We start from the raw sequence: 15,390 nt of genomic DNA on the forward strand, positions 1-15,390 counted from the left end.
TTGTGGATTTGCGCCACGCCAGCTACTTGTAGCCCTTGGCGGCGATATAGTCCTGCAGGTCCTTGATCCGAGTCTTATCGGACGGGTGTGTCGACAACAGCTCCGGCGGCGCGCCTGAATTGAGCGCCATCATGTTCTGCCACACCTCGATGGCGGCACTCGGACGATAACCGGCCTTGGCCACCAGATCGACACCGATACGGTCGGCTTCAGATTCATGCTTGCGCGAATAGGGCAGCAAAAGACCAAGCTGCGCGCCAAGGCCGCCATAGCTGGAAATCGCCTTTTGTGTATTGCCCGAGGTCGCGCCAACCGCCGCACCGAGCACGCCCTGCGCCGCCATCTGTTGCGACGCGCGCTCAGCGGCGTGCTTGCCCAGAACGTGCGCCGTTTCATGGCCGATCACAGCGGCGAGCTGATCGTCATTCTTCACCACCTTGAACAGGCCGGTATTGATGCCGACCTTCTTTCCGGGAATGACGAAGGCATTGGGCTGATCATCCTGGAACAGCACATATTCCCAGCCGCTGGCGCCAAGTCCTGACGCTGCGGCGATTCGCGCCCCTACAGTCTGGATACGTTTGTTAAGTACCGGGTCCTTCGAGATTTTCGCCGTCTTGAGCTGTTCCTGCCAGGCGGCCGCGGCGCTTTGCTCCAGAGCGGCGTCATCGACCAGCAAAAATTGCGAGCGGCCAAGTGTCTGGTTGGTTTCACAGCCACTAAGGCTCAATCCGGCCACCATTACGATTAATCCTGCAGCCGACAGTTTTCCCAAGCGTCCCATACTATTCCCTTAGCCTTTGACAATGCAGAGCAACCATAGCCCGCGTTTTGTAAAAAGCATATCCTGAAAATAGGACACATTTCGCGCAGGGAAAAGCCCTCCGGATAGGGTCCGAAGGGCTTCTGCACCTCTTAAGGGGCCGCTTAGTTCAGCGACCATTTCACCGTCTGACGCAGCACGGAGCCGATTTTGATATCGCCCTTGCTGGTATCAACGCGCCCCTTATCCTGAACCATGTTGACGGTGGCCTTGCCGAACCCGTAATTGCCGGGGATTTCCGACAGGGCCGAGCAACGCACGCGGCCGGCGGCATCAAGCACGGTACATTCAACCGTGGCCGAGCCTTCGATCTCGTCATTGAGCGCACGAGGCGGATAATAGGCACCCAGGGCATCGGCATCGGGGAAGCGCGACCAACGTGCCGCCACATAGACAGGCTCATTCGAGACCACAGGGCCTGGCAGGGTCGGCTCGGCGGGCAAGGTCACCGGCCCGGGGGCTGTGGGCGTCTTGTTGACCACCGGATCGACCGGCAGGGTTTGAATATCGTCCGGCGCCGCGGTGACCGGTGTATGCGGCGTGACCGGGTTGTTATGGGCTGTGGTCGGGGTTGGCTTCGGCGGCTCGGGCCTGATCCGCTCCATGGTCATGTCGATAGGCTTGTCGATCTTTGGCGTTTCAAGGATCGGCGGCATACCGAAGGTTTGATTGAAGATACAGTACAGCAGCACCAGATGCAGCAGCACAGCAAACAACACACCCCAGTAGAAAGATGGCGGCAGCTTTTTAAGTTTCGGATTGTCAAATATAGGCGAGTGAAAGCCGTGGACAGCATCTGTCATAATAAATCTCCTCCATGATTATAGTATCACGCAGAAGGTTTTACAGCTTTCGCATCGGCACCAGCCGCCAACAATGCAAAGCTGTACACACCTGCATCAATGAGTAGCGCTTGATTACTTTTCTTGTCTTGAAGGGAGCATACTACCATCTCTGCCTTCACGCAATTGACAAAATTGCGCCCTCCCCGCCCCCTCTCAAGCACAAAAAAAACGCTCCGGACCTGAGCCCGGAGCGTTTCTTTGTAAGTCATAACAGATGGTTTAGCCCAACTGCCACTTGTAGGTAAACTTCTTACGATCGCCTTCTCTAAGTTCACCACCGACCGAGCTAGGCTTGACCTTGGCGTACTTGACGAAAAGCTTAACCGTAGCAGCACCGAAGCCATAGCCCTTGGGGCTTTCGCTGATGATGTTACAGCCCGTAACCCGACCGGCGGCGCTAACGGTGCAATCGATCGTGACCGTACCTTCAACTTCGTCACTCGCGGCGCGATCCGGATAGGAATCGGCCATTTGATCGGTGCCGGGATAGCTCCAGTCACCCGCCACGTAGCGAGGACCAGCAGCGACCACCGGAGGCGGCGTACCTGTGTTCATCGCCGCAGGAGGTGCCGTATATTCCTGGCGCTTTTCCTGCGGAACAGGAGGCACCGGAATGGGCGGCGGCGGTGTTACGCTTGGAATAGGCGGCGTCTCGCGGGGCTGAACCACGGGAGGCGGCGGCATCTTCGTCGGCGGAGGCGGAGGTGGCGGCGGGGGGGGAGGCGGAGGCGGTGCGACCAGGTCGACATTCACCTTCTCATCCGTAAACTTCTCCATCTTCAGCTCAAACTTGGTCTGAAGAAGATAGTAACCCACGCCTATGTGGATAGCAGCGGCGACACCAACACCGACCCAGAGAGAGGCAGAGCCTTTTTTCTCGGGCGGATCAAGAATAGGGTCCCGTTTCCTATGGGGAGTTTCTTCCATAAATAGACCCTCTTACTTTGCGTCGTCTTCGCCCTGAAGAGCGACACTGTAGAAACCATTGTCCTGCAGCTTATTCATCACCTTCATAAACTCGGCGTAACGCGTTTGTTTATCAGCGCGGATGAAAATACGTTCTTCTTCGGGGTTACGTGCACCGACTGCCTTCTTGAGGTCATCCCCAAGGGCGTCGAGCGACGTAGGATCGTTAGCGATATACACGCTGCCATCTTTTTGCAGCGAGATGTATACCGGCTTCGGCGGGTTTTCGATTGGCTTGGCGACGGCTTTTGGTAGCGTCACTTCTACCGACACAGTGGCGAGCGGTGCCGCCACCATGAAGATAATAAGCAAGACAAGCATAACGTCGACGAACGGGGTAACGTTGATTTCCGCGTTGGCTTCGACGTGAAACTTCGAGCCGCCACCACCTGATAGCTTGGCTCCCATATCGCTTACGCCCCTTTGTCGAGTTGACGCGACAGAGAGTTCATCAGTTCGGAGACGAATTGCTCTGAACGGGTGCCGTAGTTCGTGATGCTGGTGTTGAAGATGTTGTACATGACAACAGCCGGAATAGCGGCGATCAGACCCAGGCCGGTAGCCATGAGGGCTTCAGCGATACCAGGCGCCACAACGGCCAGGTTGGTCGTGTGCGACTGGGCGATACCGATGAAGGAGTTCATGATGCCGTAAACCGTACCGAACAGACCGATGAAGGGCGAGGTCGAACCGGTCGAAGCCAGGAAGGACAGACCACCCGAGAGGCGCTTGGCCAAGCCGGTTTGAACAGCGGCAACCGAAGCTTCGGCGCGGTGCAGAACGGCGTCGCGGTGTTCGCCCGAGATCGACAGGCCGGCTTGCTTAGACAGTTGAATTTCTTCGGTGGCGACAGCGGCCATATCGGCCAGCGGGTTGCCGGCGAATTCGTCGGAGACAGCAATGCGATTGATGTCAGCGATCGAACGGGCGCCACGGTAGGCTTCCAGGAAGTTCGTGGTGACGCGGTTAAGGCTGGAGAAGTCCATCAGCTTCATGATGAGCAAAATCCACGAAATCAGCGACAGAACCATCAGCAGGCCCATGACGAGCTTAACGACAACCGTCGCGCCCATGAACATGCTGACGAAGTCAACGTTGGCGGCTGGCATGTGCGGCGTCGAGGCGGAGCTTTCTTCCGTCGCAGCGTCAGCAGCGGCGGGCGCTTCCGGGGCGGCAGCCGAGGCGGCAACCGAGGTGGGTGCCGTAGCCGCAACGGCCATGGCGGGAGCGCTCATGAGAAGCGCGGCAGCGCCGAGCAGAGCAATGAGCGGATTAGATTTCTTATGTTCGAGCATTTTTCGCCAATTCCTGAATATGGACTTCACCCACCAAAGGGTTGACCAAGGACTAAAGGGGAAGCGTTTACCCCATGTTAAAAACAACGAGACCCAACTGAAAGTTTTGGCCGGAGCCTTCAACTTTCAACAGGCCTCTCATGCCTGAGCGCTGCGCGCACAGAATCTAACGTCTGCATCACACGTGCTTCAGCACAAACTCAGCCAATATGAACCAAAATGGTCCTAAAGGCGACCGCTTTGTTACAGGCTGTTACACCCGTGACGTGGCGGTTTGGGCCTAAATGATCCGGCTAATCCTAAAACGTCAAGGTGTCAGTTACAGACTTTTCACGACGATGTGACTTATAAGGCGCATCGCTTAACAAAAGCGCCTCTAAAAGTTCAAACATGTCCGATAGTTAATCTTGCAAAGACAGCCCAAAAAAAAATACCTGAAGGGCAAAAAAAAATTAGCCATAGCGCTGAAATGACACGGCAAAACGCCTGACAAGAGAATCTAAAACCCGTTTCGTTTGTTAAGATCCCCGCATTCTCGTGTTAGCGCTCCCAGATATGACGCCAAAAGGCAAAACGCACACCGGACAAGGCCCAGGACAGGCGTGATAGCCAAACCTGCGTCAAATAACGCAGTTCGCGAAGTTTTCAGGGCTTTAGCCGGTAACCTATGCCTGGTTCCGTGACGATAAAGCGCGGATTGAGAGCGTCGTCCTTCAGTTTTTCGCGCAGGTGCTGGGTGTGGATTCGCAGATAGGTCTGGCTGTCCTGGGAATGCTTGCCCCAGACTTCATTAAGAAGGGCGCCGTGGGTCAGCACCTTGCCGGAATTGCGCGCCAGAACCGCCAACAGCTTGTATTCGATCGGTGTCAGGTGGACATCCTCGCCATCCAGCCGCACCCGGCGCGCCGCCGCATCAATCGAAAGACCATCATAATCATAGGTGAAGGGCGCGTCGCCCTGAGGACGGTTGGCGTGACGCAGCGCCACCTTGATGCGCGCGATCAGTTCGCCGGCAGAGAAGGGCTTGGTCAGATAATCATCAGCGCCTAGTTCGAGCGCCTCGATCTTGTCACTCTCCTGCCCGCGCGCCGACAGCACGATGATCGGGATACGGCCCCATTCGCGCAGTTGACGGATGATGTCCATCCCATCCATGTCGGGCAAGCCGAGATCGAGCAGAATCACATCCGGGGACTGCGAACTGGCCTTTTGCAGGCCCGCCTTGCCGGTTTCGGCTTCGATGACGGTCATGTCGTTGGCGCCCAGCGTCGTGCGCAGGAAACGGCGGATATCATGCTCGTCTTCGATGGTCAGGATACGGGTCATAGGGCGCTTTCAGGCAGGTTGCCCTCAGGCAAGGCCGGGGCGATCGGAAGGGTAAAGATAAAGCTGGCGCCATGGCTGCCGGCGTTTTGACCAAGCGTACGGTTGTTTTTGGCATAGATCATACCGCCATGCGCCTGCACAATACCCCGGCAGATGGCGAGGCCCAGGCCCGTGCCGCCGGAGCGGTCCGAACGCAGCGTCTGCCCCTTCTGGAACTGCTCGAAGATGCGCGCTTCGTCGCCGTCCTTCAGGCCGTCGCCATCGTCGGAAATGCGCACGCGCAGGCGATCGGCGTCTTTTTCAACGTAAATATCGAGCCGGCCATTCGTCCGTGTATGCTGAAAGGCGTTTTCGAGCAGGTTGATAAAGACCTGCTCGATCAGGCCGCCATCGATCATCACCATCGGCAGGTTGCCCGATATGTTCGTGCCGATCGTCCGATCCTCCTTGGTGGCCTGCACCTGACCGAGCGCGGCGCCGATGATTTCCTGGATCATATAGGGCTGGAAATTGAGCTTCATATGGCCGGAGGTGATCGCCGCCATATCGAGCAGGTTGCCAACGAACTTTTGCAGCCGCGTCAACTGGCTCCAAAGCCCGGTCAGTTCATCCATCGCCTTGCGCGGCAGTTCCTTGCGCATCCGCAACAGCGTACTGACCGAATTGTTCATCACCGTCAGCGGCGTGCGCAGATCGTGCGACAGCGACGACAGCAGCACATTGCGCAGTTTTTCGTTCTCGGACTCGACCTTCGATTCCGCCGCCTCGTCCGAACGGCGCGTGCGCTGCAAAGCGCCGGCGATCAGGCTGGCAAAGGCCTCGAATTGCAGAATCTCCGCGCCGTTGAAAGGATGGCCGGCATCGCGCGCCGTCAGACCCAGCACGCCGAAGGTTTCCTTTTCTGCCAGCAGCGGCAGGTAAAGTCCGTTGGCCGACGGCATGGTGTCGGTATCACGCCCCGCCATCAGGCCATTGGCCGACACCCAGTTGACCGCCCCCATCTCGCGCATATCGGTGGTGATGATACCTTGAGGATAGGGTTGCAGGCCAGAGGGCGTGCGGACAAACACCGTCACGTCGAGGCTGAAAGGACCGCTGAGATGACGAATCGCCACCTCGCAGATGGCATCAATACCGCGCACAGCCGACAGGCCGCGTGTCAGACCATAGAGAATCTGGGTTTCGCGTTCACGGTTGCTGACAAGCCGGGCATGGCGCGACAGCCGCGCCGTCAGCGAGCCCACCACGAGTGAGGTCACCAGCATGAAGGCGAAGGTGACGTAATAATAACTGTCGTAGAAATTGAAGGTGTAATAAGGGTCGGTAAAGAAGAAATTGAACGCCGGAACGCTCAGCATCGACGCCAGTATCGATGGCCCCAATCCTAACCGCGCCGCCACAATGACCACCACGGTCAGGTAGATCATGGCCAGATTGTTCGAGGGCGTCACCTCACGGAACGGGAAAGCGATGGCGGTGCCGAGCGCCACCCCGGCCGTCGCCAAACCATAATCGAGCGGACGCGCCAAGAAGGGTCGGATGATCGCCCCCGCCGTCACAGGTTCGCGCGCCGTCCCCGTCGCACCGTGCACCACGGTGATCTCGATGCCGTCGCTGGCCTCGATCAGGTGTTGGGCAAAGGTGCCGCGGAAGGGCCGCAGCCACCATTTGGGCCGGCGATAACCGACCACGATGCGCGTAAAGCCGTTCTGCTGCGCATAGGCGAGGATATCCTGCGCCGGCCGCATGCCGGACAGGCGCACGATCTGGGCGCCCAGGCTTTCCGCCAGCCGCAGATATTGCTCGATGCGGGTCCGGCCCTTTTCATCGAGCCGTTCGTGGCGCTCGCTTTGCAGATAGACAGCGTACCACGGTGCCCTGCCCCGCGTCGCCATCCGCTTGGCATGACGAATCAGGCGGGTGGAGAGCGGGTCCGGTCCGATCAAAAGCATGATCTTCTGGCCGACCTGCGCTTCGTTTTGCCCCATGGCGGCATTCAGTTCGTCGCTCTGGGCGTCGACGCGCTCGGCGGTGCGGCGCAGCGCTATTTCACGCAGGGCCAGCAGGTTGCTCTTCTTGAAGAAATTTTCGGCGGCGCGTTTGTTGGCGCCTTCGGCGACATAGACCTTACCCTCGGCCAGACGCTTCAGGAGTTCATCGGACGGGGTATCGATCAAAGCGATCTCGTCGGCCGAATCGAAAATGGTGTCCGGCACCGTCTCCTTGACCCAGATTCCGGTCAGGCGCGCCACCTGGTCGTTGATGCTGTCAAGGTGCTGCACATTCAGCGTGGTGTAGACATCAATGCCGTTATCGAGCAGTTCCTCGACATCCTGCCAACGCTTGGGGTGGCGGGAGTTTGGCGCATTCGTGTGCGCGAACTCGTCCATCAGGATCAGCGATGGTTTGCGCACCAGGGCGGCATCGAGATCAAACTCATGCACGGTAACGCCGCGATGGTCGATGGCCTGCAGCGGCAAAACCGGCAGGCCTTCGACCAGCGCTCTGGTTTCGGCGCGGCCATGGTGCTCGACGACGCCGATCATCACGTCACGCCCTTCCGCCTGACGCCGGCGCGCCTCGGTCAGCATGGCGAAGGTCTTGCCAACGCCTGCCGACGATCCAAAGAAGATCTTCAGATGGCCGCGCGCACGCTCGCCCTCATCGTTGCCGATAAGGGCGAGCAGTTTGTCAGGGTCGGGTCTTATGTCGGGACTCACTTAAGCTTTCCATCAAGCCTCAGATTGAGCTCTAACACATTGACGCGCGGTTCGCCCAGAATGTTGAAGGTGCGATTATAGGACGACTTGCGGATCAGAGCTTTCACCTGATCGTCGGTCATGCCGCGCGCCTTCGCCACGCGGTGCGCCTGATAGAGCGCCGCCGCCGGTGTGATGTCCGGATCGAGGCCGGAGCCGGACGCGGTGACCAGATCGACCGGGACCGGCGCGATATTATCCGGATCGGCGGCCTTCAGCACGGCGATGCGCGCCTTGACCGCGTCCATCAGCGCCGGATTGTTGACGCCGAAGTTGGAGCCCGAAGACGCGCCGGCATTATAAGGCGCCGGGCCGGTGGCCGACAGGCGGCCCCAGACATATCGCGGCTGGTCGAAGTTTTGCCCGATCAGGCGCGAACCGATGACGCGGCCGCTTTCGTCGCGGATCAGGCTGCCTTCGGCCTGGCTGGGAAAGCCGAAGTGCAGGATGCCGGTGGTCAAGAGCGGATAGCCGACACCCAGCAGGAGGGTGAGCAGGACCGTCAGGGTCAGGGCCGGCCGCAGGTTTGAAACGAGGGTTTTCATTAGACTGTTCCTTTTAAGTAAGAAGCCCCACCACCACATCTCACCGCTGCGCGGTTCGTGCGGTCCCCCTCCCCGGCAAAGCCAGGGAGGTATAAGGTTTTCGCCTTCTTGTACCTCCCCGACTTGTCGGGGAGGGGGACCATGAGCAAAGCGAAATGGTGGTGGGGGATCTTTCTTCCTTTCTAAATTATGCCAGATCTAAATTATGCCTGGCCGCCGCGCTCAAGCAGCGCAGCGGTAGCGCAACTAAAATCTGTTGGATTGGCTAAGCCAAGCCAACAGCCGCGAGCGCCATATCGATCAGCTTGATGCCGATAAAGGGCGCGATGATGCCGCCGAGGCCATAGACGAACATATTGCGCGAGAGCATTTTGGCGGCCGGTTCGGCACGGTATTTGACGCCTTTCAGGGCCAGAGGCACGAGCGCGATAATGATCAGGGCGTTGAAGATGACCGCTGCCAGGATGGCGCTTTGCGGCGAGGCCAGGTGCATCACATTGAGCGCGCCAAGCACCGGATAGGTGGTGGCAAACGCCGCCGGAATGATGGCGAAATACTTGGCCAGATCGTTGGCGATTGAGAAGGTCGTCAGCGAACCGCGCGTCATCAGGAGTTGCTTGCCGATCTCGACGATCTCGATCAGCTTGGTCGGATCTGAGTCAAGATCGACCATATTGCCGGCTTCCTTCGCGGCTTGAGTGCCGGAATTCATCGCCACCGCCACGTCGGACTGGGCCAGCGCCGGGGCATCGTTGGTGCCATCCCCCACCATGGCGACCAGTTCGCCGCCCTCCTGCATCTGCCGGATATACTTAAGCTTAGTCTCCGGCGTCGCCTGGGCGAGAAAGTCATCGACACCCGCTTCGGAGGCGATGGCGGCGGCGGTCAGGGGATTGTCGCCGGTGATCATCACCGACTTGATGCCCATCTTGCGCAGGTCGGCCAGTCGCGCCTTGATACCCGGCTTGACGATGTCCTTGAGGTAGACCACACCCAGCACCTGATTGCCCTCGGCGACAGTCAGCGGGGTGCCACCCTGGCGGGCGATATCCTCGATCATAACCGTCACTTCATGCGGCACAGAACCGCCTTTCAGGGCCACCAGCTTGGCAATGGCGTCGCCGGCGCCCTTCAGGATATGACGTTCATTGATGACGATTCCCGACACGCGCTGTTCGGCACTGAACGGAATGAACTCGGCCTTGAGCGACTGGATATCCTTGTCGGGCAGGCCAAACAACTTGCGCGCCAACACCACGATGGAGCGGCCTTCCGGCGTTTCGTCGGCCAGCGATGACAGCTCGGCGGCTTCGGCCAGTTGTTGCTGGGTGACGCCCGGGCCTGCGAAGAACTCGACCGCCTGACGGTTGCCGAAGGTGATGGTGCCGGTCTTGTCAAGCAGCAGGACATTGACGTCGCCGGCGGCTTCGACGGCGCGGCCGGAGGTGGCGATGACATTGGCCTTGATCAGGCGCTGCATCCCCGAAATACCAATGGCTGACAGAAGTCCGCCGATGGTGGTCGGGATCAGGCAAACCAGCAGTGCGATCAGGACGGTAATCGTGATGACCGTACCGGAACCAGCGCGCTCGACGCCGAACAGCGAGAACGGCAGAAGTGTGGCGCAGACCAATAGGAAGATGATGGTGAGCGCTGCCAGCAGGATCGACAAGGCGATCTCGTTCGGCGTCTTCTGGCGCTTGGCCGATTCGACCAGGCTGATCATGCGATCGAGGAAGCTTTCACCCGGATCGGAGGTGACGCGCACCACGATCCAGTCAGACAGCACGCGCGTGCCGCCGGTGACGGCATCGCGGTCGCCGCCCGATTCGCGGATGACAGGCGCCGACTCACCCGTCACGGCGCTTTCATCGACCGAGGCGATACCTTCAATGACCTGACCGTCGGACGGCACGAAGTCACCTGCCTCGACAACGATGATGTCGCCTTTGCGCAGGGTATTGGCGGCGATCGACTGGAACTTGCTGCGATCCGTGCCCTTGACCAGCTTCTTGGCCGGCACATCACGGCGCGATTTCTTGAGCGAGTCGGCCTGCGCCTTGCCCTTGCCTTCGGCGATGGCCTCGGCAAAGTTGGCGAACAGGAGCGTGAACCACAGCCAGAAGGTGATCAGACCGACGAACCACAGGGGCTGGCCGCCACCGATCACGCTGTCGGGCTTGACGAGCATGACGGCGAAGATGCCGGTCGTGATGATCGAGCCCACGAACACCAGGAACATGACCGGGTTACGGGCCTGATAGATAGGATTGAGACGGAGGATTGAGTTCTTGAAGACGGAGCCGAGGTCGGCTCCCTCAAATAATCCAGTCTTTTTGGTTGATGTAGCGGACATGGGATTAGCCCTTGATCATATTGAAGTGTTCGACGACCGGGCCAAGCGCGAGCGTGGGCGCATAGGTCAGGACACCGACAATAAGGATGACGCCCACCAGGACCGCGATGAACAGCGGGGTATGGGTCGGCAGCGTGCCGGCAGACACAGGCACGGTCTTCTTCGCCGCCAGCGAACCGGCGATGGCCAGAACGGGGATGATGATGAAGAAACGGCCGAACAACATGCAGAGACCGAGCGCCGTATTATAGAAGGGCGTGTTGGCACTGAGGCCGGCAAAGGCCGAACCATTGTTGTTGGTGGCCGAAGTGAAGGCGTAAAGCACTTCGGAGAAGCCTTGCGCGCCGGGATTATAGATGCCCGCCTGCCCGTCCTTGCACATGACCGCGACGGCGGTGCCGATGAGGACGAAAACGCACGGGGCCAGCATGGCGACCGACGCCATCTTGATCTCGAACGCCTGGATCTTCTTGCCGAGATATTCCGGTGTGCGCCCCACCATCAGGCCGGCAATGAACACCGACAGGATGACAAAGATCAGCATGCCGTAGAGGCCTGAACCCACGCCACCGTAGATGACTTCGCCGAACTTCATCAGCAGCAGCGGCACAAAACCGCCCATGGGGGTAAAGCTGTCGTGCATGGCATTGACCGAGCCATTCGAGGCCGCCGTGGTGGCGGAGGCCCAAAGCGCCGAATTGGCGATGCCAAAGCGCGTTTCCTTGCCTTCCATATTACCGCCAGCCTGAAGCTGGCTGGCGACCTGATCGACATGCAGGGCATTGAAGTGCGGATTGCCCGATTGTTCGGCCGAGACGCACAGCAGCACCAGAGGCACGAAGATGACCGTCATGGCGGCCAGAACGGCGAAGCCCTGACGCTTGTCCTTCACCATCACCCCGAAGGTATGGCAGGTGGCAGCCGGAATCAGCAGGATGGCCAGCATTTCGAGGAAGTTGGTGAGAGGGGTCGGGTTCTCGAACGGATGGGCGGAGTTGGTGTTAAAGAAACCACCGCCATTGGTGCCGAGCATCTTGATGGCTTCTTGGCTGGCCACCGGCCCCATGGCGAGGGTTTGATCAGCGCCTTGCAGGCCGTGCGCGGTGACATAGGTGCCGAAATTCTGGATGACGCCCTGCGAGCCCAGAATGACGGCGAAAACCAGGGACAGAGGCAGGAGCACATAGAGATTGGCGCGGACCATATCGACCCAGAAGTTGCCAATGCCTGAGGCCGACTTGCGGGAAAGTCCGCGGATCAGCGCGATCATAACCGCCAGGCCGACGGCCGGAGTGACGAAGTTCTGTACGGTCAGGCCAACCATCTGGCTGAAATAGCTCATGACGGCTTCGCCGACGTAGGATTGCCAGTTGGTGTTGGTGACGAAGCTGACGGCCGTATTGAACGACAGGTCCGGCGTCAGGCCGGGCAGTTTCTGCGGGTTAAGCGGCAGCAGGTTCTGGAACACCAGCACGGCATAGAGCAGAACGAAGCTGATGGCGGAGAAGACCAGCGTGGCGATGGCATAGTCTTTCCAGCTCATATCCTTGTCGCGATCAATGCCGCTTAAGGCGTAGAAACCGTTTTCCAGCCAGCCGAGCACCGGCGACATAAAGGTCTTTTCACCCTGGAAAACCTTGGCCATGTAGCCGCCCAGCGGCACAACGCACGCCAGCAGCACAGCCATATAGAGGGCAAGCTGTAACCAGCTGTTGCCCGTGATAAATTGGGACATTGTGGCCTCGATTTAAGGGAAAATTTCGGGTTTGATGAGGGCGACCAGCAGGTAGCCCAGCAGGGCCACGACGATGACCCCGGCGCCGATATAGAGCGCGGTCATTGGCCGCTCTCCCGCAGGCGTTCGCACAGGCCCACAAAAAGGGCGCAGACGACGAAAAACGCCACCCCGCCCGCGAGATAGATAAAAGTCATGACGAAAGCCTCCTGGAGGTCTGATGGACTGCAGGTGCTTTAGACGCGATCACATATAGGTAGTGTATAAAGCCGGATCGGCCGCGTATAGATTTTGTATAGGTCTCACGCGCCCTGTGCTGGCTTCAGACACGATATCCCTGTCTGTCCCGTCAGGGGACAACCGCATAAAGGCTATGATGCGTGATAATGAACAGGGTTTTGCCGTCGGCGCCACCAAAGAGCAATTGCAACGGGCGCGACCACTCCCAGAAGCCACAGGTGACGTCCGCGCCATTTCAATTGCCGTACCTTCATCACGTCTTCCTTTGCGCGCCCGAATGATCGAGCCATGTTATGTCATCCAACAAACTGGTTCAGCACGAGAACGCAGATCAATCCGACAATGCCCACGAGCCCCTCCATCAAGGTCCAGGTTCTGAGGGTGTCCCTGACCGACAGTCCGAAATATTCCTTGAACATCCAGAAACCCGAGTCATTGACGTGGCTGAACATCAGGCTCCCCGCCCCTACGGCCAGAACCATCAGGTTCGGGTTGACGCCCGACGACGCCACTAGAGGCGCCACAAGCCCGGCCGCCGTCAGCCCTGCGACGGTCGCCGACCCCAGCGACACGCGGATGGCGCCCGCGATCAGCCAGCCCAAAACAAGAGGCGGCAGAGGCAGGGTTTGCATAACACTTCCGAGCACCGCGCTCACGCCGCTGTCGATGAGAATTTGTTTAAGTGCGCCGGCGCCGGCAATAATGAGCAGGATCGGCGCGATTTCACGCAGCGCGCTCCCCGATTTTTCCATCAGGTGTCGGAACCCTGTTCCCCGGCACATGCCCAGGCTGAGACTGGCGACCATCACCGCAATCAGCATGACGAGGATAGGATGGCTGATAAAGGCGACAAGGGGTTTGTAAGCCTCCGCCACCAGCCCTGAATAGCTGAGCGCGGTGGCGCCGGACAATAGGACCACCGGCAGGAGGGCTGTGCCGAACGCATTGAAAGCACTTGGCAGATCCTGATCGCTTACAGGGGGGCTTACGAACAATTCAGGCGGCTGAGCGGCAATTTTCCCGACCGTCATGGCAAAGGCTGGCCCCGCGATCAGCACCGTCGGGATGCCCACAGCCAGACCGTAAAGGAGCGTCAATCCCATGTCGCCCCCCAGCATGGGCACGATGGCGGAGGGGGATGGATGCGGCGGCAGGAAGCCGTGGGCCACCGACAGGCCAGCCATGAGCGGAATGGCGAGCCACACCAGTGACTTGCCCGACTGCCTGCCGAGCGAGAAAACCAAAGGCGCCAGCAACACGAAGCCAACATTATAAAACAGCGGGATGCCAACCACAAAACCCGTCAGGGCCAGGGCGAGGCTCATGCGCGATGCGCCAAAGGCCTTGATCAGCACGGAGGCTATTTTTTGCGCCGCGCCGGAATCAGCGATCATTTTACCAAAAATGGCGCCCAGGGCCAAAAGCACGGCCAGCGACCCAAGCATATCGCCAATGCCTTTTTCAATCGACTTGGGGATGGTATCCAGGGGCATCTGCAAGAGTACCGCCGCGCCAATCGACGCGATCACAAACGCCAGGAGCGGCTGCATCTTGCCCCATCCTATCATGGCAACAAGACTCAAGACCGCGATCACCACGGCCGTCAGTTGCCAGACCGTTCCTGAAGTGTCTGTGGCGATGGAGGTGATCATTCAGGCGCTCGCTATTGGAAGTTCAGAGGCGTTGCAGGCGGTTAGTATGGGGCGGCGGCAAACCGCCAGACAAGGGACCTGACGTGATGAACGGCCCCATGCCCCGATCGAGGGGATAACTTTCATGACGTACAAAAAATATCTGGCGCCCCAGTCTTTACGTCTGGAGCGTCAGACAGCCATCAAACAGAAAGGGCATGCTATCCGCTTGCCCCATAAGGTCAATCTCCACTCGATCCCTGCAGCGACGGCAATTGCACGATCGTGGTGAAAATGTTGGGCTGCGCCTGGTTGGCTATATCGGTCGCACTGATGGACGTCGTCGGTGTGGGCGCCTTGAAACCACGCGATACGATGCGGGAGGCGGTCACGACAACGACCGTGCTGTCATCGGCGTTCGCGTCTGGCGCGGCAGCGTCAGATTGCTGCGCGTAAGCACACCCTGTGGCCAGCGCAAGCGCTACAACCGAAGCTGAGGCAAATTGCAGCGAACGTTTCAGCAAATGCGTGGACATCCCCGGCATTTCACAAACCGGATTCCGGGTTACGCGTGTCTTCGTCAAAGTGGTTTCCTTCCCCTTGCCTTTTGGCAATTTTCATTTACGGCGCGCTGGCGGCTGACCGGATCTGAAGACCCGCTCGCGTCCGTTTCAACACCAGCTTCACCGGGCATTATGCCTGACCATAATGAGGGCACTTTCCAACCGCAACAGGCATTAAGACAGACATATCAAAATTGTCATAACGTGGCGCATTTACAACAAAGCGCGTCATATTACCTCTGCGAAATCCACAGAAAAGCCTTAGATTTCAAAACTCATGATAAAATGATCATTTACTTACAAATC

13 protein-coding genes are annotated in these 15,390 nt (G+C 58.8%); all 13 read right to left on the reverse strand.

The annotated features are described in order from the left end of the window. Positions 1 to 22 precede the first annotated feature (22 nt). The 13 genes from B060_RS0109585 to B060_RS26495 all read right to left on the reverse strand — a co-directional run bounded on the left by B060_RS0109585 (position 23) and on the right by B060_RS26495 (position 15,057). Positions 23 to 784, reverse strand: a complete 762-nt coding sequence (locus B060_RS0109585; RefSeq protein ID WP_031220935.1) for a M48 family metallopeptidase — start codon at positions 782 to 784, stop codon at positions 23 to 25. A gap of 143 nt (positions 785 to 927) precedes the next feature. Beyond that, entirely contained in the window at positions 928 to 1,626 is a 699-nt protein-coding gene (locus tag B060_RS0109590) for an energy transducer TonB (RefSeq protein WP_018081564.1), read from the reverse strand. A gap of 261 nt (positions 1,627 to 1,887) precedes the next feature. After that, complete coding sequence (locus B060_RS0109600) at positions 1,888 to 2,352, reverse strand: TonB family protein (protein ID WP_236621644.1); 465 nt, start codon at positions 2,350 to 2,352, stop codon at positions 1,888 to 1,890. A 255-nt stretch (positions 2,353 to 2,607) separates the two neighbouring features. Further along, positions 2,608 to 3,042, reverse strand: a complete 435-nt coding sequence (locus tag B060_RS0109605) for a biopolymer transporter ExbD (RefSeq protein WP_018081567.1) — start codon at positions 3,040 to 3,042, stop codon at positions 2,608 to 2,610. A 5-nt stretch (positions 3,043 to 3,047) separates the two neighbouring features. Further along, the gene (locus tag B060_RS0109610) at positions 3,048 to 3,929 is read right to left on the reverse strand and encodes a MotA/TolQ/ExbB proton channel family protein (protein WP_018081568.1); all 882 of its coding nucleotides are present in this window, start codon (positions 3,927 to 3,929) and stop codon (positions 3,048 to 3,050) included. Positions 3,930 to 4,574: 645 nt separating this feature from the next. Beyond that, complete coding sequence (locus tag B060_RS0109615) at positions 4,575 to 5,255, reverse strand: response regulator (protein ID WP_018081569.1); 681 nt, start codon at positions 5,253 to 5,255, stop codon at positions 4,575 to 4,577. After that, positions 5,252 to 7,975: a sensor histidine kinase gene (locus tag B060_RS0109620; RefSeq protein WP_018081570.1), complete on the reverse strand. Its 2,724-nt coding sequence runs from the start codon at positions 7,973 to 7,975 to the stop codon at positions 5,252 to 5,254. Before B060_RS0109620 ends, B060_RS0109615 begins: the two co-directional genes overlap by 4 nt. Then, positions 7,972 to 8,559 carry a potassium-transporting ATPase subunit KdpC gene (gene kdpC / locus B060_RS0109625; protein WP_018081571.1) on the reverse strand — a complete coding sequence of 196 codons (588 nt, stop codon included), beginning with the start codon at positions 8,557 to 8,559 and terminating at the stop codon, positions 7,972 to 7,974. Before kdpC ends, B060_RS0109620 begins: the two co-directional genes overlap by 4 nt. A 265-nt stretch (positions 8,560 to 8,824) precedes the next feature. Then, positions 8,825 to 10,915 (reverse strand): potassium-transporting ATPase subunit KdpB, encoded by a 2,091-nt coding sequence (gene kdpB / locus B060_RS0109630; RefSeq protein WP_018081572.1) that lies wholly within the window; start codon positions 10,913 to 10,915, stop codon positions 8,825 to 8,827. 4 nt (positions 10,916 to 10,919) lie between these two features. After that, positions 10,920 to 12,650: a potassium-transporting ATPase subunit KdpA gene (gene kdpA, locus B060_RS0109635; protein WP_018081573.1), complete on the reverse strand. Its 1,731-nt coding sequence runs from the start codon at positions 12,648 to 12,650 to the stop codon at positions 10,920 to 10,922. 12 nt (positions 12,651 to 12,662) lie between these two features. Continuing rightward, entirely contained in the window at positions 12,663 to 12,755 is a 93-nt protein-coding gene (kdpF, locus tag B060_RS0109640; RefSeq protein ID WP_018081574.1) for a K(+)-transporting ATPase subunit F, read from the reverse strand. 431 nt (positions 12,756 to 13,186) lie between these two features. Further along, complete coding sequence (locus B060_RS0109650; protein ID WP_018081576.1) at positions 13,187 to 14,542, reverse strand: gluconate:H+ symporter; 1,356 nt, start codon at positions 14,540 to 14,542, stop codon at positions 13,187 to 13,189. Between the two features lie 221 nt (positions 14,543 to 14,763). Further along, positions 14,764 to 15,057: a hypothetical protein gene (locus B060_RS26495; protein WP_018081577.1), complete on the reverse strand. Its 294-nt coding sequence runs from the start codon at positions 15,055 to 15,057 to the stop codon at positions 14,764 to 14,766. Between the last annotated feature and the right edge of the window lie 333 nt (positions 15,058 to 15,390).

The sequence above is a fragment of the Asticcacaulis benevestitus DSM 16100 = ATCC BAA-896 genome (assembly GCF_000376105.1).
Taxonomy (GTDB): Bacteria; Pseudomonadota; Alphaproteobacteria; order Caulobacterales; family Caulobacteraceae; genus Asticcacaulis; species Asticcacaulis benevestitus.